The sequence below is a fragment of the Achromobacter spanius genome (genome assembly GCF_039673305.1).
Lineage (GTDB): Bacteria > Pseudomonadota > Gammaproteobacteria > Burkholderiales > Burkholderiaceae_B > Achromobacter > Achromobacter spanius_F.
Genome location: NZ_JBDJLJ010000021.1, coordinates 11,198 through 35,112 on the forward strand (window position 1 = coordinate 11,198; position 23,915 = coordinate 35,112).

Below are 23,915 nucleotides of genomic sequence, written 5' to 3' on the forward strand. Positions count from 1 at the left end.
TTTGCTTGCCGGCCCCACTTGCTTCTACAATTCCGGCCAACAACCCTTCTTCCAACCCGACTTTGAGCAGGCCTCACATGCTGGATACTTACCGCCAACACGTTGCCGAACGCGCGGCTCTGGGGATTCCCCCGCTGCCCCTTACGGCCAAACAAACCGCTGAACTGATCGAACTGCTGAAGAACCCGCCCGCCGGAGAAGAGCAGAACCTGGTCGAACTGCTGACCCACCGCGTGCCCGCCGGCGTGGACGACGCCGCCAAAGTCAAGGCCTCGTATCTGGCCGCCGTGGCGCTGGGCAAGGAAGCTTGTGCGCTGATCAGCCGTGCCAAGGCGACGCAACTGCTGGGCACGATGCTCGGTGGCTACAACATTGGCCCGCTGGTCGAACTGCTGGACGACGCGGAAATCGGCACCATCGCCGCCGATGCCCTCAAGAAGACCCTGCTGATGTTCGACGCCTTCCACGACGTGAAGGAAAAGGCCGACAAGGGCAACGCCAACGCCAAGGCCGTGCTGCAAAGCTGGGCCGACGCCGAATGGTTCACCAGCCGTCCGGAACTGCCGGAAAGCCTGACCATCACGGTCTTCAAGGTGCCCGGCGAAACCAACACCGACGACCTGTCGCCCGCCCCCGACGCCACCACCCGCCCCGACATCCCGATGCACGCCCTGGCGATGCTCAAGAACAAGCGCGACGGCGCCGCGTTCGAACCGGAAGAAGACGGCAAGCGCGGCCCGGTCAAGTTCATCGAATCCCTGAAGGACAAGGGCCACCTCGTCGCCTACGTGGGTGACGTCGTCGGCACCGGCTCCTCGCGCAAGTCGGCCACCAACTCGGTGCTGTGGTTCACGGGCGAAGACATCCCCTTCGTGCCGAACAAGCGTTTCGGCGGCGTGTGCCTGGGCAACAAGATCGCCCCGATCTTCTACAACACCATGGAAGACGCCGGCGCCCTGCCGATCGAACTCGACGTTTCCAAGATGGAAATGGGCGACGTCGTCGAACTGCGTCCGTACGAAGGCCGCGCCATCAAGAACGGCGAAGTCATCGCCGAATTCGAAGTCAAGTCCGACGTCCTGTTCGACGAAGTGCGCGCCGGCGGCCGCATTCCGCTGATCATCGGCCGCGGCCTGACCTCCAAGGCGCGTGAAGCGCTGGGCCTGGCGCCGTCCACCCTGTTCCGCCTGCCCAAGGACCCGGCCGACACCGGCAAGGGTTTCTCGCTGGCCCAGAAGATGGTCGGCCGCGCCTGCGGCCTGCCGGAAGGCCGCGGCATTCGCCCGGGCACCTACTGCGAACCGAAGATGACCTCGGTCGGCAGCCAGGACACCACCGGCCCGATGACCCGCGACGAACTGAAGGACCTGGCCTGCCTGGGCTTCTCGGCCGATCTGGTGATGCAGTCGTTCTGCCACACCGCCGCCTACCCCAAGCCCGTGGACGTCAAGACGCACCACACGCTGCCTGAATTCATCAGCACCCGCGGCGGCGTTTCGCTGCGCCCGGGCGACGGCGTGATCCACTCGTGGCTGAACCGCATGCTGCTGCCCGACACCGTCGGCACCGGCGGCGACTCCCACACCCGCTTCCCCATCGGCATCTCGTTCCCGGCCGGCTCGGGCCTGGTGGCGTTTGCCGCCGCCACGGGCGTCATGCCGCTGGACATGCCGGAATCGGTGCTGGTCCGCTTCAAGGGCAAGCTGCAGCCCGGCGTCACCCTGCGCGACCTGGTCAACGCCATTCCGCTGTACGCCATCAAGCAGGGCCTGCTGACGGTTGCCAAGCAAGGCAAGAAGAACATCTTCTCCGGCCGCATCCTCGAAATCGAAGGCCTGCCCGACCTGAAGGTCGAACAAGCCTTCGAACTGTCGGACGCTTCCGCCGAACGTTCGGCCGCCGGTTGCTCGGTGCGCCTGAACAAGGAACCGATCATCGAATACATCAACAGCAACATCGTGATGCTGAAGTGGATGATCGCCAACGGCTACGAAGACGAGCGCACGCTGGGCCGCCGCATCAAGGCCATGGAAGCCTGGCTGGCTGATCCCAAGCTGCTGGAGCCGGACGCCGACGCCGAATACGCCGCCGTCATCGAGATCGACCTGGCCGACGTGCACGAGCCCATCGTGGCCTGCCCGAACGACCCGGACGACGTCAAGACGCTGTCGGAAGTCGCCGGCGCCAAGATCGACGAAGTGTTCATCGGCAGCTGCATGACCAACATCGGCCACTTCCGCGCAGCCTCCAAGCTGCTCGAAGGCAAGCGCGACATCCCGGTCAAGCTGTGGGTCGCTCCCCCGACCAAGATGGACGCCACGCAACTGACCGAAGAAGGCCACTACGGCGTGTTCGGCACCGCCGGCGCCCGCACGGAAATGCCGGGCTGCTCGCTGTGCATGGGCAACCAGGCGCAGGTGCGCGAAGGCGCCACCGTCATGTCGACCAGCACCCGCAACTTCCCGAACCGCCTGGGCAAGAACACGAACGTGTACCTGGGTTCGGCGGAACTGGCCGCCATCTGCTCCAAGCTTGGCCGCATCCCGACCAAGGACGAGTACATGGCCGACATGGGCGTCATCAACAAGAGCAGCGACCAGATCTACCAGTACCTGAACTTCGACAAGATCGCCGACTACAAGGATGTCGCCGACGTGATCGAAGTCTGATCGCCGCGCGCATTGCAGGCCTGACAGCCTGACGACAAAGGCCCTGGTGCTCACGCCCCGGGGCCTTTCTTCTGGCCGCATGGAACTCTATTGGGAGAATTGTTACTCCCAGACGGGAATTTTCTCGGTTGCCAGAGTCCATTGTGAAAAAAAGATCATTGATTGCCCCCGCCGTGCGTGCCGGCGGGTGGCCCTGTTCGCTTTCGCTTACCGCCGCGCTGCTCGCGAACGTCGCCTCCGATGCACATGCCCAGGGGATACGGCATAACTGGTCCGCGGGCGGCGGCGCCGACACTCGATGGAGCTCGGTCGGCAATTGGGACGTGTCGTCGGTGCCCGCGCCGGGCGACGATGTCTACATCGGCAATTCGGCAACCCTGCAAACGGTGCGCCTGGATGGCACGCGACAGGTTGGGCTGTTCTATCTTGGCACCGGGGGCAGCGCCACGCTCGATTTCGACGCCGCCGCGAGCCTGCAGACCAATATCAGCGTCCTGGCCAACAGCAGCGCCTCCCAGGTCACCATGAACCTGGCCGGGGGCCAGTCGTGGACGGATACCTCGCTGTCCGTCATCGGCAATTTCGGCCGGGCGCAGGTGTCGCTGTCCGACGCATCCTCGTTCAACGGCTCTCAGGTCTACCTGGGAAGCGAACTCGGCGCTCACGGAACCCTGCATTTGCGCGACCGGGCCTCCGCGACGCTCGCCGCCCTGGAGATCGGCGCATCGGGCACCGGGGTGCTCGACGCCGCGGACAAGAACACGCTGGTGCGGACCGGTTCGGCGGTGCTTGCGACCGGCGCGGGGTCCAGCGGCTCGGCGACGTTGTCGAACCAGGCGCAATGGGTTGTCGCCAACCAGTTGACAGTCGGCAGCCAGGGCGCGGGCAGCGTCAATGTGGCCTCCGGCGCGCAACTGTCGTCGCTGAGCCAGGTGACGATGGGCCTGTACGCCGGCAGCCGGGGCGAAATCACGGTATCAGGCCAGGATTCCTCCTTCAGCGCCTCGGGCGCGCTTTTTGTGGGCGCGCGGGGCACGGGCCTGATCACGATTGAAGACCAGGGCGCGATGATCGCGGGCGACACCGTGCTTGGCCGGGGCGGTTCGGCCAATGGCGGCATCGTGCTCAAGGGGGCCGGCACGACGATGGGGGTCAATACGCTCACCATCGGCGGTGACCGTACCGATACTGGCGCCGTGGCGGCCGTGGGCCGCTTGGACATCAGCGGCGGCGCCAAGGCCAGCGCGGGCCAGGTGCGGCTGGGCGATGCGGTCAATGCCAGCGGCACGCTGAGCGTGACAGGCGCGGGATCGTCGCTGGCCTCGAGCGATCGGATCAGCGTCGGCTATGCGGGTACCGGCTCGCTGGTCATGGATAGCGGCGCCACATTGACGACACAAGGCGTGCTGATCGGTCACGAGGCTGGTTCGTCCGGCACGGCCACCCTGGACGGCCCGGGCACGCGCCTGGGCAGCAGCGGGGTGGTGTATGTCGGCAACGTCGGCAACGGCAGCCTGCAGATGAGCAGCGGCGCGCGCCTGGACAGCACCGACGGCTACGTCGCCACCGAACACGGCTCCAACAGCAGTGCAGCGCTGAGCGGCGGCGCGGCCTGGGTGAACAGCGGCGACTTCTTCGTCGGCCACAACGCGGGCGCCAGCGGCGCGACCACGGTCGCGGGCGGCGCCCGCGTCGAAAGCCGCTATGGCATCCTGGGCGACCTCAACGGCGCGCGCGGCATGATGCGCATCACGGGCGCCGGCTCGCTCTGGCAGACATCCTCCGACATGAACGTCGGCCGTCTGGGCCAGGGCGAAATGACCCTGACCGATGGCGGCACGGCGCGCGCGCCCGTGATCTACATCGCCAATAACGCCGGCTCGCGCGGCGTGCTCAACGTCGGCGCCGCGGCAGGCGACGCGCCGGCGTCCGCCGGTGTGCTCGACACCCCGCGCGTGCACCTGGGCGCGGGCGACGGACGCCTGGTATTCAACTTCGCCGGCGCGCCGCTCATCTACGGCGGCAACATCGCCGGCCAGGGCGCCGTCGATCTTTACGCCGGCGACCTGGTGTTGACCGGCCGCAGCACCAACACCGGCCTGACCGCCGTGCGCGGCGGTTCCCTGACGGTAAACGGCCGCCTGGCCGGACCGGTTGAGGTGCTGGCCGGCGGCGTCCTCGGCGGCAACGGTACGGTGGGCCCGACCACGGTGGCCTCCGGCGCGGTGCTGGCACCCGGCAATTCCATCGGCACGCTCACCGTCAACGGAGATCTGAGGTTGGCGGCCGGCTCGGTCTATCGTGTCGAAGCCCAGCCGGCGGGCACCCAGAGCGATCGCGTCGACGTGCGTGGCACCGCCTATCTGGGCGGCTCGGTGCTGCACGTGGGGCCGCAGGGCAACTTCACCCCCAACCTGCGCTACACGATACTGACCGCGAACGCGTTCTCGGGCCGCTTTGACAGCGTGACCTCCGCCTACGCCTTCCTCGATCCGACCTTGAGCTACGACGGCGGCGCAATCAACCTGCAACTGGATCAAACCCGTTCGTTCGCCAGCGCCGGCGTCACGGGCAACCAGCGCGCGGTCGGCGCGGCGCTCGACAGCCTGCCCGCCGGGCACGCGCTGGGGCGCTACGTATCGACCTTGCCTGCCGGCCAGCCGCAAGCCGTGTTCGACAGCCTGTCGGGCGAAGCCCATGCCAGCGTCAGCAACTCGCTCGCCCGGGGCGCGTCCACGGTGCGCGCGCTGCCCACGGCACGGCTGCGCGCCAATCTGCAAGCCGGCCTGCTGCCCGGAGCGCCCACGGCGCAGGCTGGCGGCGCCTTGATGCCGCAAGGCGCGCTGCCCTCATCGGCCGCCTTGCCTGCCTGGGCCGAGCTCGTGGGCGGCTGGCAGACCTTCGATGGCGACGGTAACGCGGCGCCTTGGCGCCAGCATACCGGCGGCGTCTTTGTCGGAGCCGACCGGCCGGTCGGCGCGGGCTGGCGACTGGGCGGCGCGGTGGGCTTCACCGATACCAAGACCAAGGTCGACGACCGCAGCAGCCAGGCCGACATCGGCGGCTACAGCGCCCTGGTCTACGGCGGCAAGTCGTTCGCGGCCGCCAATGGTGCCTGGAACCTGCTGGGCGGCGCGGGCTACACCTGGCACGATATTTCCACGCGGCGCCAGGCGGCGAGCCAGGCCGATGCGTTGACGGCCGACTATGGCGCCAGCACCGTGCAACTGTTCTCCGAGCTTTCCTATTCGTGGGCGGCAACGGCGGGCCTCACGCTCGAACCGTACGCCGGGCTGGCCTGGAGCGACCTGCGCATTCGCGGCTTCCGCGAAACCGGCGGCGCCGCGGCGCTGACGGGCCAGGCTTCGCGTCAGCAACAGACCCAGACCGCGCTCGGTCTGCGCGCGCGCCAGGATGTCGAATGGGGAGGCCGGCAAGGATGGGTGACCGCGATGCTGGGCTGGCGCCACGCCTTTGGCGACGTGGATGCCAAGACCCAGCTGGCGTTCGACGCCAGCCAGCCGTTTACGGTGGCCGGCACCCCCATCGCGCGCGACGCCGCCTTATTGGGATTGGGCGCTGACATGGCCCTCGGGCGCAACAGCAGCGTAGGTTTGTCCTACGACGGCCAGTTCGCGCGCGACAGCCGCGAGCACGCCGCGAGCGTGCGCGTGGCGTGGCGGTTCTGACCCGACGGCATCGGGCCGGCTCTCATCAGCCGGTCCGATGCCGGCCAAGGTGCATGAGAGCCATGCCCGAGATGGCCAGCGCGGCGCCGAAGAACAGGCTGCGGGGCGTGGGCTCGCCCAGCCACAGGCTGGAGAACAGCACGCCGAACACCGGCACGAGCGTGATGTAGCCGGAAGCGGCGCCAGCGCCCAGCGCCTTGACGCCTTCGAAGTACCACGCGTAGGCGATGGCGGTGGCGCCGAACGCCAGCGCCATCACGCTGGTCCAGGCCTTCAGGGGCGCGCCGGCCAGCGCCTGCCAGGCCGCCGTGCCCTCGAAGGCGAGGCTCGCCAGCAACAACATCAACGCGCCGATCACGGTGGTGGCCGTGGTGGTGGTCAGCGCGTCCACGCCCTTGAGCACCAGCCGCCCGATCAGGGTATAGGCTACCCAGCATGCCACGCAGCCGAGCAGCAGCAATTCACCGGCCCCGAGTGCGCCGGGCAGGTTGGCGCCCGAGCCGCCGCTGATCGCGATGTAGGCGCCGATGGCCGACAGCACCATGCCCGCCAGGATGGAGGGATTCAGGCGCTCGTGGAAAAGCAGCGCGGCCAGCAACAGCGTGGCGCCCGGATTGAGCGTCACCACGATGGCGGCCCGGCCGGCAGGCACCAATTGCAGGCTCAGCATGAAAAAGCTGGAGTAACCGAATACGCCCGCCAGGGCGGCGGCGGTCAGGCCGAGCCATTGGTTGCGGGTCAGCTTCTTCAGGTTGCGCAGCGCCGAGGCACGATGCATCCACAACAGCAGCGCCACGCTGGCGAACAGGAACCGCAGGCTGGCCGCGGCCAGCGGCGCCATAGACTGGGCCACGACCTTGCCCCAGGACCACGACGCGCCCCACAGCGCCGCCATGCCGACCAGGCGCACGTGCGTGGCCATCAATGTATTTTTCATGTCTTGTTCGAAGTCAGGGGCAAGGGGAGCGCGTCAACAGGGCCGGGGTCGCTCGATCGCAGGCGGAATTTTAGCTGGCTGCCGTCCACCGATGCGGCACGCCCCATCGCGCGTTCGCCAGACCTGCGCCCGCCGGGGCGCGACGCAGGGACGGCTTTCCACCGAGCGCGAAGTGTGTTGCGCGGGTCACGCCGCCTTCAAGCCGGCATGACGATGGTGTGTGTCGCCCCGGTCGGTCCAAGTTCAGGGGGTATTGAACGCGGACATTTGAATGGGCGCTGCGTCCATATGACGAAACGTTTCAATACAATCGACGCACGCCGATCAGACATCGGCCGCCACCGCCGGGAAAACCCCGGCGCATTTTCCTGGAGCAAGTCCACCAATGACCCGGCTATTGCTGCCGCCGCTTTTGCTGACGCTGGCCGGCTGCGCCACCGCGCCGCCCTCGAATCCCGAGAACATCTGCGCCATCTTCCGCGAAAAGCCGGAGTGGCACGACGCCGCGCTGGACGTGCAGAAAAAATGGGGCGCCCCGGTGCCGGTCCCGATCGCCATGATGTACCAGGAGTCGTCCTTCAAGCACGATGCCCTGCCGCCCCGCTACTACTTCCTGGGCATCATCCCCTGGGGCCGCGTGAGTTCGGCTTACGGCTACGCGCAGGCCAAGGACGAGACCTGGGCCGACTACAAGCGCGAAGCCGGCGGCTGGACTTCCAGCCGCGACAACTTCGCGGACGCGCTGGACTTCATGGGCTGGTACATGAACAAGACCCAGCGCATCAACGGCGTTTCCAAATGGGACGCCTACGGCCAGTACCTGAACTATCACGAAGGCTGGACCGGCTATCGCAACCGCAGCTACGACCGCAAGGCCTGGCTCAAGACCGTGTCGCAGAAGGTGCGGGCGCGCGCCGAGAAATTCACCGCGCAATACAAGAGCTGCGAATCGAGCCTGACGCGGGGCGGATGGCTGTGGTGAGGACTGCCCTGCCCGCCTGAAGGCAGACGAAAAAAATCCCGGCTCAAGGCCGGGATTTTGACGCTAGCGGGGAGATCCCCGCAGGCCTTAGAAGTCCATGCTGGCCGTCAGCGAGAACGTGCGCGGACCGCCCAGCACCAGGTAGCCGTTGCCCGGGTAGCCGCCCACGGAAGACCAGTAGTTGCGGTTGGCGATGTTGTCCACGCGGGCGCGCAGGGTCAAGACGTGGCCGTCCACGTCCATCATGTAGCGCAGGCCGGCGTCGAAGCGGGTCCAGCCCGGAACCTTGAGCGTGTTGGCGTCGTTCGCGTACGACGAGCCCGTGTAGACCACGCGGCCGTCGATGGCCAGGCCTTCCACGCCCGGGATATCCCATTCCACGCCCATGTTGGCCTGGAAGCGCGGCACGCCGATCACGCGGTTGCCGTCCAGCGACGCGGTACCGGTCGACACCTGCTTGGCGTCCAGCCAGGTCAGGCCGCCCAACAGGCGCACGCTGCGCACGGGTTCGCCGAACACCGTCAGTTCCACGCCCTGGTGGCGATCCTTGCCCGAATTGGTCAGCTCGTTGTTGGCGTTGTAGGCCGCGCGCGGCTTGTCCGTCGAGAAGAAAGCCAGGCCGCCGCCCAGGCTATCCCCTTCATATTTCACCCCGACTTCCTTCTGCTTGGAGACGAAGGGCGGAAGGCTCTGGCCGACGTTCGGCACCGGCTTGCCGCCTGCGGTCGCAGGTGCGGTCGGGCCAGCAACCAGGGCTTCGATGTAGTTCGCATACAGCGAAACGCTCGGCGCGACCTTGAACACGAGGCCGAAGGCCGGCGAGTTGTGGCTGGCGTCGTAGGCGCCGTTTTCCTTGCCGGTGTTGTAAGCGTAGTCGCGCTGCGACATGCGCTGATGCCGGATGCCCGCCGTCAGCAGCACCTTGTCGTCCAGGAAGGACATCGTGTCGCCGATGGCATAGCTGCTCATGCGCGTGCGGCCCTGCAGCGCCGGGTTGTCCAGGTCGTTGCCGCGCAGCGCGTTGGCGCTGAATGCGGGCTTGTCGTAGGAAATCGGATCGTAGATGTTCGTGGGGAACGTGTTCAGGTAGTCCATCACGTAGGCATTCTTCTTCTTCAGGTCGAAGAAGGAGGCCGACACGACGAACTGATGGCCCACGGGGCCGGTCTGCACCTTGGCGCGCAGGCCCACTTCACCGGTGTTCACGCTGTCTTCGCGCGTGTTGTCGAAGCGGTAGAAGTTGCCGGCGCCGGTGCTGCCGTTGGTCAGCGTGATGTTGCCCAGCGAGTTGGCCTCGTCGCTGCGGCGCATGCCGAAGGCGCCGTAGGCGGTCAGCTTGTCGCTGAAATCATGCTCGGCGCGCAAGGTGCCGAACCAGTCGCGCTCGTTGGAGTAGGACCACGGCTGCGCGTAGTTGGAGCGGGCGTCCGGCGCGTCGGGAACGGTGGTGACGCCGGCGCCCAGCGTCACGTTGGGACGCGCGCGCTTGAGCTTGTTTTCCTGAAAGCCAATGTCGGCGGACAGGCGGGTATCGGCCGAGCGCCAATCCAGGCCCAGGGACACCACGCTGGTGCGGGAATGTTCGTCGTCGATCGCGGTGTCGCCGCTGCGCTGCGCCGCGTTCAGTCGGATGCCGGTGCTGCCGTCGGGGCCGAAACGGCGTGCGATGTCGGTGGACAGCTGGAATTGGCCGCCGCTGGAAACGCCGGTGGTAACGCGGGTCAGCGGTTCGTTCGGGGCGCGCTTGGGCACCAGGTTGATCACGCCGCCGATGCCGCCGCCGCCAGGCGTCGCGCCCGTCAGGAAGGCCGTGGCGCCGCGCAGCACTTCAACGCGCTCGAAGAGTTCGGTCGCGATGTATTGGCGCGGCAGCAGGCTGTACAGGCCGTTGTAGGCCACGTCGTCCGAGCTCAGGATGAAGCCGCGAATGAAGTACGACTCCTGGAAGTTGCCGAAGCCGCGCGCCACGCGCACGCCGGAATCGTTCTGCAGCACATCGCCCACGCTTTTCGCCTGGCGGTCCTGGATCAGCTCATTGGTGTAGCTGGTGACGCTGAACGGAGTGCTCATGAAGTCCTCCGTGCCCAGGATGCCGACACGGCCGCCGCGAGCCACCTGCCCGCCCGCGAAGGGCGCGGCCAGGCCGCCGGCCGACGCATCGGCGCTGGCCTCGACGCGGATGGCGTCCATCGACGTCACGGCGCCGTTGGATTCGGAGGACTGGGTCTGGGGCGCGGTCTGGGCGTGGACGGCGCCGAAGCACGGCAGCGCGGCGGCCATGCATGCAAGAGTTCGAATTTTCATATCGGGACGCTGGTAGGGCGGAAACGATCCGCGTTGCGGGAGGAGATCCGCAAAATCCCTTTTGAACTGCCGCGGCGCCCGGAACCGGCGCCAGCAAAGCCCGTTCGCCCTGGGGTCTTGAGGTCTAACCCGGCAAATGTTACCAAAAGAGAATCATTCTCATTGCGTCCCTCAAATGAAATATAGGTCGACTGTTGCCATATCGCAACAAATCGACCCTGGAGGGATCAGGCGGCGGCGTCCTGCAGTGCGGTGTCGGCCTCGGCCGTCTCGTAAGCCGCCAGCGCATCGGCCAGCGCCTTGTGTTCGTCCTGCGCGGGCGTCTTGCGTCCGGCGGCGGGCGAATCGACCGCGGGACCCGCGATCAGCACGAAATGCGCGGGCGTCTTGCCCGCCATCAGCACCAGCACGCCTTCCTCGCCGTCGGGCGTCGCGCTGGCCGTGGCCGCAGTCCCCGCCGCCAGGATGGCGAAATCCGGGTCCCCGCCCGCGACCTTCGGCAAGGGAACGGCGCCCTTGCGTCGATGCCTGGCGCGCACGCCCAGGTCGCCCTGCACCGCGTAGAACCAGGCGTTCCAGCCGGGCGGTGTGGGCACCAGCGTGGTGGCGCCGGGCCGCAGCCAGCCATCCAGAATCAGTAGCGGTTCCGGTGTTTGCAGCGGAGACACCCAGCCTTCGTAACTGCCCGCCGCCACGCGGATGCGGCCGGAGACGGTCTGGATGACCGGCATTTCCCAGGCGCGCAACAGCGAGGTCGACGCCGGCAGCGATTTCAGGTGTTCGGGCAGGTCGATGAATATCTGCAGGCCGTGCAGCCTGGCCTCGCCGGCCGGGCGTTGCGCATGCACGATGCCCCTGCCCGCCAGCGTCCAGTGCAGGTCGCCCGCGCGGATCTCGCGGTTGGCCTCGGTGCTGTCCAGGCTCTGCATCGCCCCCGTGCTGTCCTCCAGCAATAGCGTCGCCGCGCTGATGCCGGCGTGCGGGTGCGGCCCGAAGGCCGGGCCGGTCATCACGAAATGGTCCACCATCACCAGCGGCGACATGCCGCGGGAAAAATCGGTATGGCGAAACTGCCGGATGGTGCACGAATCGCCCGGGGACTTGATGGAACCGGCGACGGCGGCGCTAAGGTGAAGAGTCAAAAAAAGCTGCCTGAATTGATGCTGAATCGAGTTCGGGGCAAAGCTTAGGCGTTCCACCGGGCGGGCAGTAGAGACCAATTTCAGGAATAATTGTCCTGTTGAACAGGACAATTCCGGATCTTCCACGAAACTGCGTTTAAAACACTGTATGCCTAGCTATATTCATCGCCTGGACGACCTGCTGCTGTTCACTGAGGTCGTCGAAAAAGGCGGCTTTTCCGCGGCCGCGCGTGTGTTGAATATGCAACGTTCCAAGCTCAGCCGGCGCGTGGCCGAACTGGAGGCCCGCCTGGGAGTGCGCCTGCTCCAGCGCAACACGCGCCGCGTGTCGCTCACCCCGATGGGCGAACAGATCTATGCGCATGCGCAGGCGCTGGCCCGCGAGGCCCGCACGGTGTACGACCTGGCCGCATCCATGGGCGACACGCCCGGCGGCCTGTTGCGCATCACCGCGCCGTCGCCGCTGGCGGTCACCCTGCTGGGCGACCTGGTCGCGCGCTTCTGCCTGGCGCATCCCGGCGTGCGCGTGCTGCTGGATACGCGGGACCAGGTCATCGACCTGGTCGGCGAAGGCTATGACCTTGCCTTCCGCGCCCAGGCCAATTCCCTGACCGATTCGCGCCTGATCGCGCGCGAACTGGCGCCGGTGCCCCTCATCCTGGTGTGCAATCCCGGCCTGGCCCAGGCCGCGCCGCGCCATCCGCTCGACCTGGCCGGCCTGCCCCTCCTGGCCCATGCCACGCAGGACGGTCCCCAGACGTGGCGCTTCACCGGCCCTGCGGGCGAAACCGAATCGGTGGAATTCCTGCCGCGATGCGTCAGCAGCAACATGGCGACCCTGCGGACCATGGCCCGGGCGGGCCTGGGCGCGGCGATCGTGCCGCGCTATCTGTGCGCGGACCTGCTGGACAAAGGCGAACTGGTCGGGATCCTTCCCGGCTGGAATACCGCGCCCGCCCGCATCTATGCCGTTATGCCCGCGCGCCGCGGCGAACCGCTGGCCTTGCGGCGTTTCCTGGAGTGCGCGGCCGCGGAGCTGCCCGCGCTGCTGGCCTGAGCGCCCGCTTTGCGGCGCGAGGCTCCTCTGGCGGCCTGAGCGCCTCCTTGGCGGCGCGAAGGTCCGCTGCCGACCTGATCCCCCCATTGCGGCGCGAAGGTCTTGCAGGCTTCGCGCGCGTCCGCCAAAGTAGGGGTTTCGCCGAACACGGTTCGTCCGGCGCAAAACAGGGGCCGGAACTTTGACGCGTCACACAAGTCTTATATAAGATATAAGACACTGATCACTGGCAAGCTTGTCTCGCAGACAATGACAAACGTGCCGAAACGCCTGAAAATGCCGCCTTCAGCTGGGCAAAACCACGGAGTCCATCATGCCGCACAACACCCTAGACACACTCAAGAATTTCAAGATCGGCAACAAGTCCTGTCAGTACTATTCGCTGCCGGCGCTGGGCAAGTCGCTTGGCATCGATGTGCAGCGGCTCCCGGTGTCCATCCGCATCGTCCTGGAATCCGTGCTGCGCAACTGCGACGGCAAGAAAGTCACTGAAGAACACGTCAGGCAGCTGGCCAACTGGCAGGCCAACGCCAAGCGCGAGGACGAAATCCCCTTCGTCGTCGCCCGCGTCGTGCTGCAGGACTTCACCGGCGTGCCCCTGCTGGCCGACATCGCCGCCATGCGCTCGGTGGCCGACAAGATGGGCAAGAGCCCCAAGAGCATCGAACCCCTGGTGCCCGTGGACCTGGTGGTGGACCACTCGGTCATGATCGACTACTTCGGCACCAAGGACGCGCTGGACCTGAACATGAAGCTGGAGTTCAAGCGCAACCAGGAACGCTACCAGTTCATGAAATGGGGCATGCAGGCGTTCGACACCTTCGGCGTCGTGCCCCCGGGCTTTGGCATCGTCCACCAGGTCAACCTGGAATACCTGGCGCGCGGCGTGCACCAGGACAAGAAGAACAACGTCTACTACCCCGATTCCCTGGTGGGCACCGACAGCCACACCACCATGATCAACGGCATCGGCGTGGTCGGCTGGGGCGTGGGCGGCATCGAAGCCGAAGCCGGCATGCTCGGCCAGCCCGTGTACTTCCTGACCCCCGACGTGGTGGGCGTGGAACTGAAGGGCAAGCTGCGCGGCGGCGTCACCGCCACCGACCTGGTGCTGACCATCACCGAAATGCTGCGGCGTGAAAAGGTCGTGGGCAAGTTCGTCGAATTCTGCGGCGAAGGCACCGCCAGCCTGTCCGTGGCCGAACGCGCCACCATCGGCAACATGGCGCCGGAATACGGCGCGACCATGGGCTTCTTCCCGGTCGACGAACGCACCATCGACTACTTCCGCGGCACCGGCCGCACCGACGAGGAAATCGCCGCCTTCGAAGCCTATTTCAAGGCCCAGAAGATGTTCGGCGTCCCCGGCGCCCGCGACATCAACTTCACCAAGCTGCTGACGCTGGACCTGTCCACCGTCGCGCCGTCGCTGGCCGGCCCGAAGCGTCCGCAGGACCGCATCGAAATCGGCAACGTCAAGAACACCTTCATCGACCTGTTCTCCAAGCCAGTTGCCGAAAACGGCTTCAACCAGCCCGCCGAAAAGCTCGGCCAGACTTTCACCACCAGCGCCGGCACGCAGGTCAAGAACGGCGACATCCTGATCGCCGCCATCACGTCCTGCACCAACACGTCCAATCCCAGCGTGCTGCTGGCGGCCGGCCTGCTGGCCAAGAAGGCCGTGGAAGCCGGCCTGACCGTGCCCAAGCACATCAAGACCTCGCTGGCCCCCGGATCGCGCGTGGTCACTGAATACCTGACCAAGACGGGCCTCTTGCCCTACCTGGAAAAGCTCGGTTTCGACGTGGCGGCCTACGGCTGCACCACCTGCATCGGCAACGCCGGCGACCTGACCCCGGACCTGAACGAGGCCATCACCAGCAACGACCTGATCTGCTCGGCCGTGCTCTCGGGCAACCGCAACTTCGAGGCCCGCATCCACCCGAACATCAAGGCCAACTTCCTGGCCTCGCCGCCGCTGGTCGTGGCCTACGCCCTGGCCGGCACCGTGACGCGCGACCTGATGACCGAGCCCGTGGGCCGCGGCAAGGACGGCGACGTGTGGCTGGGCAACATCTGGCCGACCACCGAGGAAATCGATTCGCTCCTGAAGTACGCGCTGGACCCCGAGGCCTTCGAGGCCAACTACGGCCAGGTCAAGAGCAACCCGGGCAAGCTCTGGGAAAACATCAAGGGCGTCAACGGCGACACCTACAACTGGCCCGATTCCACCTACATCGCCGAACCGCCCTTCTTCGAAGGCTTCGGCATGACGCCGGGCGCGATGCCCACGGTCAAGGGCGCGCGCGCGCTGGGCGTCTTCGGCGACTCGGTCACCACCGACCACATCTCGCCGGCCGGCTCCATCAAGGAAACCTCGCCCGCGGGCAAGTGGCTGAAGGAAAACGGCGTCATGAAGGCCGACTTCAACAGCTACGGTTCGCGCCGCGGCAACCATGAAATCATGATGCGCGGCACCTTCGCCAACGTGCGCATCAAGAACCTGATGATCCCCGCGCTGCCCGACGGCAGCCGCTTCGAAGGCGGCGAAACCCTGTTCCAGCCGACGGGCGAACAGATGTCCATCTACGACGCGGCCATGAAGTATGTCGCGGCCGGCACGCCCACCGTGGTGTTCGGCGGCGAAGAATACGGCACCGGCTCGTCGCGCGACTGGGCCGCCAAGGGCACCCAGCTGCTTGGCGTGAAAGCCGTGGTCACCCGCAGCTTCGAGCGCATCCACCGCAGCAACCTGGTGGGCATGGGCGTGCTGCCGCTGCAGTTCAAGGGCGGCGACAGCGTGCAGTCGCTGGGCATCACCGGCGAAGAAACGTACGACATCTCGGGCCTGGAAAACGGCATCAAGCCGATGCAGGACGTGACGCTGACGATCACCCGCAAGGATGGTTCGAAGCAGGACGTGACCGTGCTGCTGCGCATCGACACGCCCATTGAAGTGGACTACTACCAGCACGGCGGCATCCTGCCCTTCGTGCTGCGCCAACTGCTCGCGGCCTGACATCAGGACGCACGCAAAAGCCCCGGGACCTCGCGGTCCCGGGGCTTTTTTCATCGCCGAGCCGCCTCAAGATGAAAACGCCCCCTCGGGGGGCAGCAAGCCGCAGGCGCGGCGTGGGGGCCATTTTCATGCGGCGCGGCCTGGACGCCCGCGCGCCCGATCAGTCGAACTGGTAGGCGTCCATCGCCAGCGCGCTGTACGACACCTCGTCATTAAGCCGCTTTGCCGCCGGCCCGCCCGCCCCCAGCGCCACGTACAGCGGCATCAGGTGGTCGTCGTGCGGATGCGCCTGCAACGCCCCCGGCGCCTGCGCCTGCCAGTCCAGCAGCGCGGGCACGTTGTGCTCGGCCAGGTGGTGGGCGTACCACTCCTGGAACGCCGGCACGTAGGCGGCCGCAGGCGCATTCTGCGGCATGCGCACGTGGCGCAGGTTGTGCGTCAGCGAACCCGAACCGATGATCAGGATGTCCTCGTCGCGCAAGGGCGCCAGCGCACGGCCCAGTGCCATCTGCCCGGCCGCGTCGCGCCCCATGTCCAGCGACAGCTGCACGACGGGAACATCCACGTCCGGATACAGATAGCGCAGCGGCACCCAGGCGCCGTGGTCCAGCGGACGCCGGGGATCGCGGTCCGCCGCGATGCCCGACTCCGCCAGCAGGGCCTGCACGCGAGCGGCCAGTTCCGGCGACCCCGGCGCGGCGTACTGCAGCGTGTAGAGCTCGGGCGGAAAGCCGCCGAAGTCGTGCCAGGCCACCTGCTGGTCGCGGGTGGACAGCGCCAGTCCCTCGCCCATCCAGTGCGGCGACACAACCAGGATGCCGCGCGGCTTGCGGCCTTGCGCGGCGCTCCAGTCCGCCAGCGCCGGACCGGTCTTGCCGGGCTCGACGGCCAGCATGGGGGAACCATGGGAAACGAAAAGCGTAGGCCAGCGCATGGCGATGCCTCCAGGAATTTATCAATGCCTTCATTTTCGACCGATTCAATCCAGCAATAAACCCCCTGCATGGAGATAATCTGTTGCCAATATGGCATCAATTCACCACGCGACGGCTTCGTGGGACGGCCGGCGCCGCGCGCTGCGCCATCCGGCCATCCTCCATGGGACGGGGGGCCGCCCCGCCGGATGTGCCGGGCGTTAAACTACGTCGTTACACACTGAATGGACGTCCCCCGAAGTTATGGCCCGATCCCGCAGCCAATCCGCTCCCCGCATGACCCGTGACGCAACCCGCCTCGTCGCGCTTGCCCAGGCGCTGAACCGTTCGGGCAGCCGCGTCGAAGACGTGTTCTGGGAGAACCAGCTTGGCGAAGCGATCCCGAAGCTGCTCAAGGCCGGCCAGGACGCCCCCCTTGAGGCGGCGCTGGACCACCTTGCGCAAAACGACGTGGGCGCCTACGAGGTCCTGATCGAACAGGCCGAAACGCTGTCCGAATCGATGAAGATCGAAAAGAACGGCGTGCGCCATGACGTGCTGCTGATCGTCGCGCCCATCGTCGCCTGGACCCGCTACGCCATCCCCACCGGCCCGATTTCCGCCAGCGCGCAGCAGGCCCTGCTGGCCCAGTTGCACGGACATGTCCTGTCCAGCAAGGCACGCAGCACCCTGATGCCTTTGGTGGTCAGCGTCGACCAGATGCCCCGCACCTTCTCCGAGACCTGGCAATGGCTGCAGCGCCTGGGCACGCAGGCTCTGGGCGCCGAAACCACCAAGCCGGCCCTGAACACCGAGGTCGAGACCGCGAACATGCTGGCCGACACCCGCTACATCGTGGGCGCGGTGGCCGTGCCCGAGGGCGAGCCGATCTTCCGTTGGCAGGAAAACCTGGGCGACGCCGAGGCCAGCCGGGACGCCTGCCACGCGCAGTGGGCCGCGCAGGCCCAGCCCACCCTGGCCGGGCTTCTGCCGGGTTGCGGCTTTGAATCCCTGCTGCCCGACGCCTATTACGTCAGCAACCGCGAGGCCGACCGCCAGGTGCGCCCCCTGTCGCTGCGGGCGGCGGTGAGCTGGCTGGAAGGCGCCGTCAACCTCGAGGCCTCGCAGTTGCGGGCGGTCGTGGCGGGCTGCGGCGAAGGCCGCGTCGACGAGTACCGCATCGGCTTCACGGCGCGCAGCAGCAACGACGTGTACTACGGCTGCGTCTGGCCCTTGTACGGACGCGAAGAAGACCTGATCTCGGACGAAGGCCAGCCCGACGTGGTCGACGAGATCGCGGCGCTGCTCAAGGAATACGGCGTCAACGACGTGCGCCGCATTCCCGGCGTGCTGCCGCCCGAATACTGCGAGGACTGCGGAGCCCCCTACTTCCCGAATCCCCTGGGCGAACTGGTGCATGCCGAACTGCCCGAGGACGCCGAGGCCGCCCCCGCCCATTTCCACTAGGGCAGCCATGCAAGCGGACATCTTCTGCCGGGTCGTCGACAACTACGGCGACATCGGCGTCTGCTGGCGCCTGGCGCGCCAGCTCGCGCGGGACGACGGCTGGGATGTCCGCCTGTGGGTCGACGACCTGGCCAGCTTCGCGCATATCCAGCCCGGCATCGACGCGCACGCGCCGCGCCAGCAAGCGGGCGGCGTGGATATCGTGCATTGGTCCGATACGCCCGATCCGGCGCTGGCCGCGCGCGACGTGGTGATCGAGGCCTTTGCCTGCGATCCGCCCGCCGCCTTCGTCGACAGCATGCGCCTCAACCATCCGGCCTGGATCAATCTGGAATACCTGAGCGCCGAGGCCTGGGTCGAAAGCTGCCACGGCCTGCCCTCGCAGCGGCCCGACGGGCTGGTGAAGCACTTTTTCTTTCCCGGCTTCACCGCGGCCACGGGCGGCCTGCTGCGCGAGTCCGGCCTGTCGGCCGAACGCGAAGCCCTGCAGGCATCGGCCGGCCTGCAAGACAGCTTCCTGCGCGCTGCCGGCGTGCCCGACGACGCGCTCGCGCTGCGGCGCGACGGCGCCCGCACGGTGTCCCTGTTTTGCTACCCGTCCGCCCCCGTGGGCGAGCTGGCCCGGGCCCTGGCGGCGGACCCGCGCCAAACCGTGCTGCTCGCGCCGCAAGGTGTGGCGCCCGGCCTGGAATCAGCCTGCCAGGCCCCCGGCGCCCCCCGGGTGGTCCGTCTGCCGTTCATCGCCCAGCCCGATTTCGACCGCCTGCTCTGGTGCGCCGACATCAACTTCGTGCGCGGCGAGGACTCTTTCGTGCGCGCCGCCTGGGCCGCCCGCCCGCTGGTGTGGCAGATCTACCCGCAGCAAGAGAACATCCACCTGGAAAAGCTGGACGCCTGGCTGGCTCGCTATCCGGCCCCCGAATCCGCCCACGCGCTGATCCGGGCCTGGAACCAGCCAGACGCCGGCGGCACGACCGCCGCCGCGGCCGCCGCGCTGGCTCCCGACGCCTGGCAGGCCTGGGCGGCGGCCGCCCGTGCATGGGACGCCAGCCAGGCGGCCCTGCCCGGCCTGGCCGAAAATCTGGCCGCATTTTGCGCAGAGTTGGCCAAGAAACGTTAGAATAGAGAGTTTTCTGAGTTGCCCTGAATTTGTCGGGCCTCAACTATGACGCCTCCCGGGGTGTGCATGAAGCCGTCGTCTACCCAGACCTGCGTCCCTCAGGGCGCGTGTCTCTAAGACCAGAGTCTTCCAAGACCTGAATCTGGAACGCCGACTTCTGCAAGCACGGCGAGTGCACCCATCACCCCCGGAGTTTTATCGATGAAAACCGCTCAGGAATTGCGAGTCGGCAACGTGGTCATGGTCGGCAAGGATCCCCTCGTCGTTCAGAAGGCCGAATACAACAAGTCTGGCCGCAACGCCGCCGTCGTCAAGCTGAAGTTCAAGAACCTCTTGACCGCCTCGGCCAGCGAATCGGTCTACAAGGCTGACGAAAAGTTCGAAGTCGTCCAACTGGACCGCAAGGAATGCACGTATTCCTACTTCGGCGACCCGATGTACGTCTTCATGGACGAAGAGTACAACCAGTACGAAATCGAAGCCGAAAGCATGGGCGACGCCCTGAACTACCTGGAAGAAGCGATGCCCGTGGAAGTGGTCTTCTACGACGGCCGCGCCATTTCGGTGGAACTGCCCACGACGCTCGTTCGCGAAATCACCTACACCGAACCCGCCGTCCGTGGCGACACCTCGGGCAAGGTGACCAAGCCGGCCAAGATCAACACCGGCTACGAACTGAACGTGCCGCTCTTCTGCGCCATCGGCGACAAGATCGAAATCGACACGCGCACCAACGAATACCGCAGCCGCGTCAACAACTGATCCGGCCCAGCGCAAAAAAGCCAGACCTTCGGGTCTGGCTTTTTTTTTGCGTCGGGGGATGTGACCCGACGAAGCACGCTCCTACTGCAGGCGTTCGTCGTCCAGGAAGTCGGGCACGGCCATGACCTCGATGCCGTCATCGGCCAGGGATTCGCGTTCTTCAGGGGTGGCGGTGCCCCGGATGGGACGCTCATGCGCGTCGCCGTCATGGATGCGGCGAGCTTCTTCGGCAAAGCGCGGCCCGACGTTTTCGGTGTTGCGCACCAGGGCGCGCACCTGGCGCATGACGGCAGCCTGCAGCGCGGCCATTTTTTCGGCGTCGGTGGCGCCCGCCGGCGCGATGGGCTGGGCCGCCGGCTTGTGCAGGTGCGCCACGTTCAGGCGCGGAGCGGACAGGCGCTTGGTGATGCTGCCCGACCCGCAGACCGGACACGTGACGAGGCCACGCGCCTGCTGCGCGTCATAGTCGTCGTGCGACGCGAACCAGCCTTCGAAAATATGGCTGTGGTCGCACTGGAGGTCAAAAACTTTGAGGGCCATGGCATCAATATGGAGTTCTATGACCAGAATACAAGATCCCGGGCAAGGCGGCTGGCCGGCCGCCGCTTGCCGCGCGGCGGCCGTTCGCCGGAATAAGACGGACGGAAGGTTCAGGCCGGATCCGGCGGCCCGAAATGCAGCCTTGGAACCGCGGCCAGCAGCCGGCGCGTGACCTCCTGGCGCGGCGCCAGCAGCACCGCTTCGGCCTGCCCCAATTCGACGATGCGCCCCCCGTCCATGACGGCGATGCGATCCGCCAGGTATTCGACCACGCCGAAGTTGTGCGTGATGAACAGGTAGGCGATGCCGAGTTCGGCCTGCAGTTCGCGCAGCAGGTCCAGGATCTGCGCCTGCACCGAGACATCCAGCGCGGAGGTCGGCTCGTCGCAGATCAGCACCTTGGGTTCGACCGCCAGCGCGCGTGCGATGGCGATGCGCTGGCGCTGCCCGCCCGAGAATTCATGCGGGTAGCGCGTCAGCGTGTTGGCCGGCAGCCCGACGCGCTCGATCAGCTGCGCCGCGTGCTTTTTCCGGGCCTCCTTGCCCATGCCGCGCCGCAGGGACTCCAATCCTTCGTCCAGGATGTCTCCCACGCGCATGCGCGGATCCAGCGACGCATACGGATCCTGGAACACGATCTGGATGTCCTGCCGCAAACGCTGCAACTGGCGGCGGTCGGCGGACAGCACATCCTGCCCCTGGAGCATGGCCCGGCCCGAGATCCGCGCGCCGTCGATCAGTCGCAGCAGCGCCTTGCCGGTGGTGGTCTTGCCGCAGCCGGACTCGCCCAGCAAAGCCAGGGTTTCGCCCGCGCGCAGCGAAAACGTCACGCCATCGACGGCCTTGACCCAGGACACGATGCGGCGCAGCGGGCCCTTGCGCACCGGGTAGTGGACCTTCAGGTCCTGCACGTCCAGCACCACACCCGCGGAGCGGGCCTGCGCGTTCGGCTTGCCGGCTTGCGCGGCGGCTGCGCGTCCCTGTTCGGTCAGCGGCACGCCGCGTTTGTCGAAAGTGGGAATGGCCTCGAAGAGCTGTTTGGCGTAGGGATGCCGGGGCGCGCGAAAGAATTCCTCGGCGCTGGCGCTTTCGACGATTTCGCCGCCGCGCATCAGGGCGACGTGGTGCGCGACGTTCTTCACCACCGCCAGGTCGTGCGTGATCAGCAGCACGGCCATGCCCATTTCCTGCTGGATGCCGGCCAGCAGGTCCAGCACCTGCGCCTGCACCGTGACGTCCAGCGCGGTGGTCGGCTCGTCGGCGATCAGCAGCACGGGTTCGGCCGCCAGCGCGATCGCGATCATGACGCGCTGCTTCTGGCCGCCCGAAAACTGGAAGGGATAATCGTCGATGCGGCGCTCCGGCTCGGGAATGCCGACCCGCCGCAGCCAGTCGATGGCCCGCGCGCGCGCGGCCGCGCCGCGCAGCGGGGTGTGCGCGGTGAGGGTCTCGGTGATCTGGTCGCCCACGCGCATGACGGGATTCAGGCTGGTGGACGGTTCCTGGAAGATGATGCCGATGCGCCCGCCCCGCACGCCGCGCATGGCGCTTTCCGGCAGCCGGTTGAGGTCTTCGCCGTCCAGGTCGATCTGTCCGCCCACGATGCGCCCGGCGTCGGGCAGCAGGCGCAGCAGCGCCAGCGCGGTCATGCTCTTGCCGCAGCCGGATTCGCCGACCAGCGCAAAGGTTTCGCGCTTGGAAATGGCCAGCTGCAGGCGCTTGACCGCGTGCGTCATGCCGCTTTCGCCCACGACGTCCACGTCCAGGCCCTGCACGGTCAGCAGGGGCGTATCCGGGCTCATGGCGCCTCTCCGGTCTTGGACGCGCGCGCGTCGGCGGCCAGCACCGCGCCCGGACGGCGGCCGAAAAAGCCCAGGCGCGCCAGGCGGCTGGGCTTGTAGCGGCGGGTGCGCGGATCGAAGGCGTCGCGCACCGCGTCCGCGAACAGGTTGGCCGCCAGCACCAGCGCCAGCATGAAGATGAAAGCGGTCATCAGGTTCCACCAGATCATGGGGTCGCGGGACATTTCCAGGCGGGCGCCGTCGATCATGGAGCCGAAGGAATTCATGCTGGGGTCCACGCCGATGCCCAGGTACGACAGCACGGCCTCGTACAGCACCAGCCCCGAGAACTCCAGCACCACCGTGATCAGCACCAGGTGCGCGACGTTGGGCAGCAGGTGGCGCGTCATGATGCGCCAGTGCGACACGCCGAACGCGCGCGCCGCCTGCACGTATTCCAGTTCGCGCAGCTTCAGGGTTTCGGCGCGCAGCAGGCGGCACAGCCCGGCCCAGCCCGTCAGGCCCAGGATCATGCACAGCAGGAACAGCCGCAGGTCGGCGCGGGCGGCGGAGGTGTCGAACAGGTCGGAATGGTTGTCGATGTACACCTGCATCATCAACGCGCAGGCGGCCACCAGCAGCACGCCGGGAATCGAGGTGATGGTGGTGTACAGGTACTGGATGGCGTCGTCGACCTTGCCCTTGAAATAGCCGGCCGCGATGCCGAAGACGATCGCGGGTGGCAGCATCGCCAGCGTGGTCAGGCTGCCGATGACGAGCGCCGTGCGGATGCTTTTCAGGGCCTGCCAGAGCACGTCGTTGCCGATGCGGTCGGTGCCCAGTGCGTGGTAGCCGCTGGACAGGCCGGCCAGCGCGCCGACGGCCAGGCACAGCAAGGCGAAGGTGATCGTCATGGCGCGCCAGGGAATGTCGGCGCGGCCGGCCAGGAGTTCCTCGGCCGCATGCGAGGCCGAGCCCGTGGCGCGCGCCAGGCAGGCATAGAGCAGGATCGCGCCGGCCAGCGCCACCGCCAGGCCGGCGGCAAGCCCCCATCCCAGGCGCTTGGCGATGTCGCCCGCGCGTTCCTTGTCCGGATCGGTCAGGTGCAGGGCCGCGCCCCGCAGGCGCGGAAAATCGCGCACCGGCTTGTCGTCGACAAGCATGGTTTCCTTGGTGAACTGGTGCGCGGCCAGCGGCTCGGAATAGGTTTTCTCGGGGCGGGTCAGGACGGTGCCCGCCAGCAGGCCGTCCAGCGCGGACTGCACCGCCGGCGCATAGACCGGCGGGGCGTCGGCCGCGGCGCCCGGCGCGGGCGGCAGCTGCGGGCGGTAGTGCACGGAATCCAGCAGGCCGATCACCGAAAACGCGACGAGGATGACCGCGGAACACATGGCGGGCGTGTCGCGCGCCACGCGCGCCCAGGTGGCTCGCAGGTTGGGGCTGCGGCGCACGCGCCAGACATAGGCCAGCGCGCCCAGCACCATCAGCCATAGCGCGATATCGGTCCAGAGGAAGACGAACTTGGGCATGGC

The 23,915-nt window shown here is 67.2% G+C and carries 15 protein-coding genes; 8 read left to right on the plus strand and 7 right to left on the minus strand.

The genetic code is table 11. The features are described 5' to 3' along the window. The first annotated feature begins 77 nt into the window (after nucleotides 1-77). Both acnB and ABE485_RS17555 read left to right on the plus strand, forming a co-directional pair. Complete coding sequence (gene acnB, locus ABE485_RS17550; protein WP_346516546.1) at nucleotides 78-2,669, plus strand: bifunctional aconitate hydratase 2/2-methylisocitrate dehydratase; 2,592 nt, start codon at nucleotides 78-80, stop codon at nucleotides 2,667-2,669. A 158-nt stretch (nucleotides 2,670-2,827) separates the two neighbouring features. Then, nucleotides 2,828-6,358 (plus strand): autotransporter domain-containing protein, encoded by a 3,531-nt coding sequence (locus ABE485_RS17555; protein WP_346516547.1) that lies wholly within the window; start codon nucleotides 2,828-2,830, stop codon nucleotides 6,356-6,358. Nucleotides 6,359-6,383: 25 nt separating this feature from the next. Here the strand turns inward: ABE485_RS17555 and ABE485_RS17560 are convergent, their stop codons facing one another. Beyond that, nucleotides 6,384-7,295, minus strand: coding sequence for a DMT family transporter (locus tag ABE485_RS17560; RefSeq protein ID WP_346516548.1), 912 nt, complete (start codon nucleotides 7,293-7,295; stop codon nucleotides 6,384-6,386). 385 nt (nucleotides 7,296-7,680) lie between these two features. Here ABE485_RS17560 and ABE485_RS17565 point away from each other — a divergent pair, with 385 nt between their 5' ends. Beyond that, on the plus strand, nucleotides 7,681-8,277 hold the full coding sequence (locus ABE485_RS17565) for a hypothetical protein (RefSeq protein WP_346516549.1): 597 nt from the start codon (nucleotides 7,681-7,683) through the stop codon (nucleotides 8,275-8,277). A gap of 87 nt (nucleotides 8,278-8,364) precedes the next feature. Here the strand turns inward: ABE485_RS17565 and ABE485_RS17570 are convergent, their stop codons facing one another. Continuing rightward, entirely contained in the window at nucleotides 8,365-10,581 is a 2,217-nt protein-coding gene (locus ABE485_RS17570) for a TonB-dependent receptor (RefSeq protein ID WP_346516550.1), read from the minus strand. 227 nt (nucleotides 10,582-10,808) lie between these two features. Continuing rightward, entirely contained in the window at nucleotides 10,809-11,723 is a 915-nt protein-coding gene (locus tag ABE485_RS17575; protein WP_346516551.1) for a pirin family protein, read from the minus strand. A 148-nt stretch (nucleotides 11,724-11,871) separates the two neighbouring features. Between ABE485_RS17575 and ABE485_RS17580 the strand changes: the two genes are divergently transcribed. Both ABE485_RS17580 and acnA read left to right on the plus strand, forming a co-directional pair. Continuing rightward, nucleotides 11,872-12,780, plus strand: coding sequence for a LysR substrate-binding domain-containing protein (locus ABE485_RS17580; RefSeq protein WP_346516552.1), 909 nt, complete (start codon nucleotides 11,872-11,874; stop codon nucleotides 12,778-12,780). A gap of 313 nt (nucleotides 12,781-13,093) precedes the next feature. After that, nucleotides 13,094-15,799, plus strand: coding sequence for an aconitate hydratase AcnA (gene acnA / locus ABE485_RS17585; RefSeq protein WP_346516553.1), 2,706 nt, complete (start codon nucleotides 13,094-13,096; stop codon nucleotides 15,797-15,799). Nucleotides 15,800-15,959: 160 nt separating this feature from the next. Here acnA and ABE485_RS17590 read toward each other — a convergent pair whose 3' ends face one another. Beyond that, on the minus strand, nucleotides 15,960-16,733 hold the full coding sequence (locus tag ABE485_RS17590; protein WP_346516554.1) for a DODA-type extradiol aromatic ring-opening family dioxygenase: 774 nt from the start codon (nucleotides 16,731-16,733) through the stop codon (nucleotides 15,960-15,962). Between the two features lie 244 nt (nucleotides 16,734-16,977). Between ABE485_RS17590 and ABE485_RS17595 the strand changes: the two genes are divergently transcribed. The 3 genes from ABE485_RS17595 (at nucleotide 16,978) to efp (ending at nucleotide 20,062) form a co-directional block, all read left to right on the plus strand. Then, nucleotides 16,978-18,180, plus strand: coding sequence for a DUF2863 family protein (locus tag ABE485_RS17595; protein WP_346516555.1), 1,203 nt, complete (start codon nucleotides 16,978-16,980; stop codon nucleotides 18,178-18,180). Nucleotides 18,181-18,187: 7 nt separating this feature from the next. Next, complete coding sequence (earP, locus tag ABE485_RS17600) at nucleotides 18,188-19,300, plus strand: elongation factor P maturation arginine rhamnosyltransferase EarP (protein ID WP_346516556.1); 1,113 nt, start codon at nucleotides 18,188-18,190, stop codon at nucleotides 19,298-19,300. A 201-nt stretch (nucleotides 19,301-19,501) separates the two neighbouring features. Then, the gene (efp, locus tag ABE485_RS17605) at nucleotides 19,502-20,062 is read left to right on the plus strand and encodes an elongation factor P (RefSeq protein ID WP_006225610.1); all 561 of its coding nucleotides are present in this window, start codon (nucleotides 19,502-19,504) and stop codon (nucleotides 20,060-20,062) included. 81 nt (nucleotides 20,063-20,143) lie between these two features. On the opposite strand, the gene ABE485_RS17610 is transcribed toward efp, so the two are convergent. From ABE485_RS17610 to ABE485_RS17620, 3 genes are all read right to left on the minus strand, one after another. Further along, complete coding sequence (locus ABE485_RS17610) at nucleotides 20,144-20,602, minus strand: DUF1178 family protein (RefSeq protein WP_346516557.1); 459 nt, start codon at nucleotides 20,600-20,602, stop codon at nucleotides 20,144-20,146. Between the two features lie 110 nt (nucleotides 20,603-20,712). Next, on the minus strand, nucleotides 20,713-22,404 hold the full coding sequence (locus ABE485_RS17615; protein ID WP_346516558.1) for an ABC transporter ATP-binding protein: 1,692 nt from the start codon (nucleotides 22,402-22,404) through the stop codon (nucleotides 20,713-20,715). Continuing rightward, nucleotides 22,401-23,912: an ABC transporter permease gene (locus ABE485_RS17620; RefSeq protein WP_346516559.1), complete on the minus strand. Its 1,512-nt coding sequence runs from the start codon at nucleotides 23,910-23,912 to the stop codon at nucleotides 22,401-22,403. The genes ABE485_RS17615 and ABE485_RS17620 overlap by 4 nt, the downstream gene beginning before the upstream one ends. Nucleotides 23,913-23,915 lie beyond the last annotated feature (3 nt).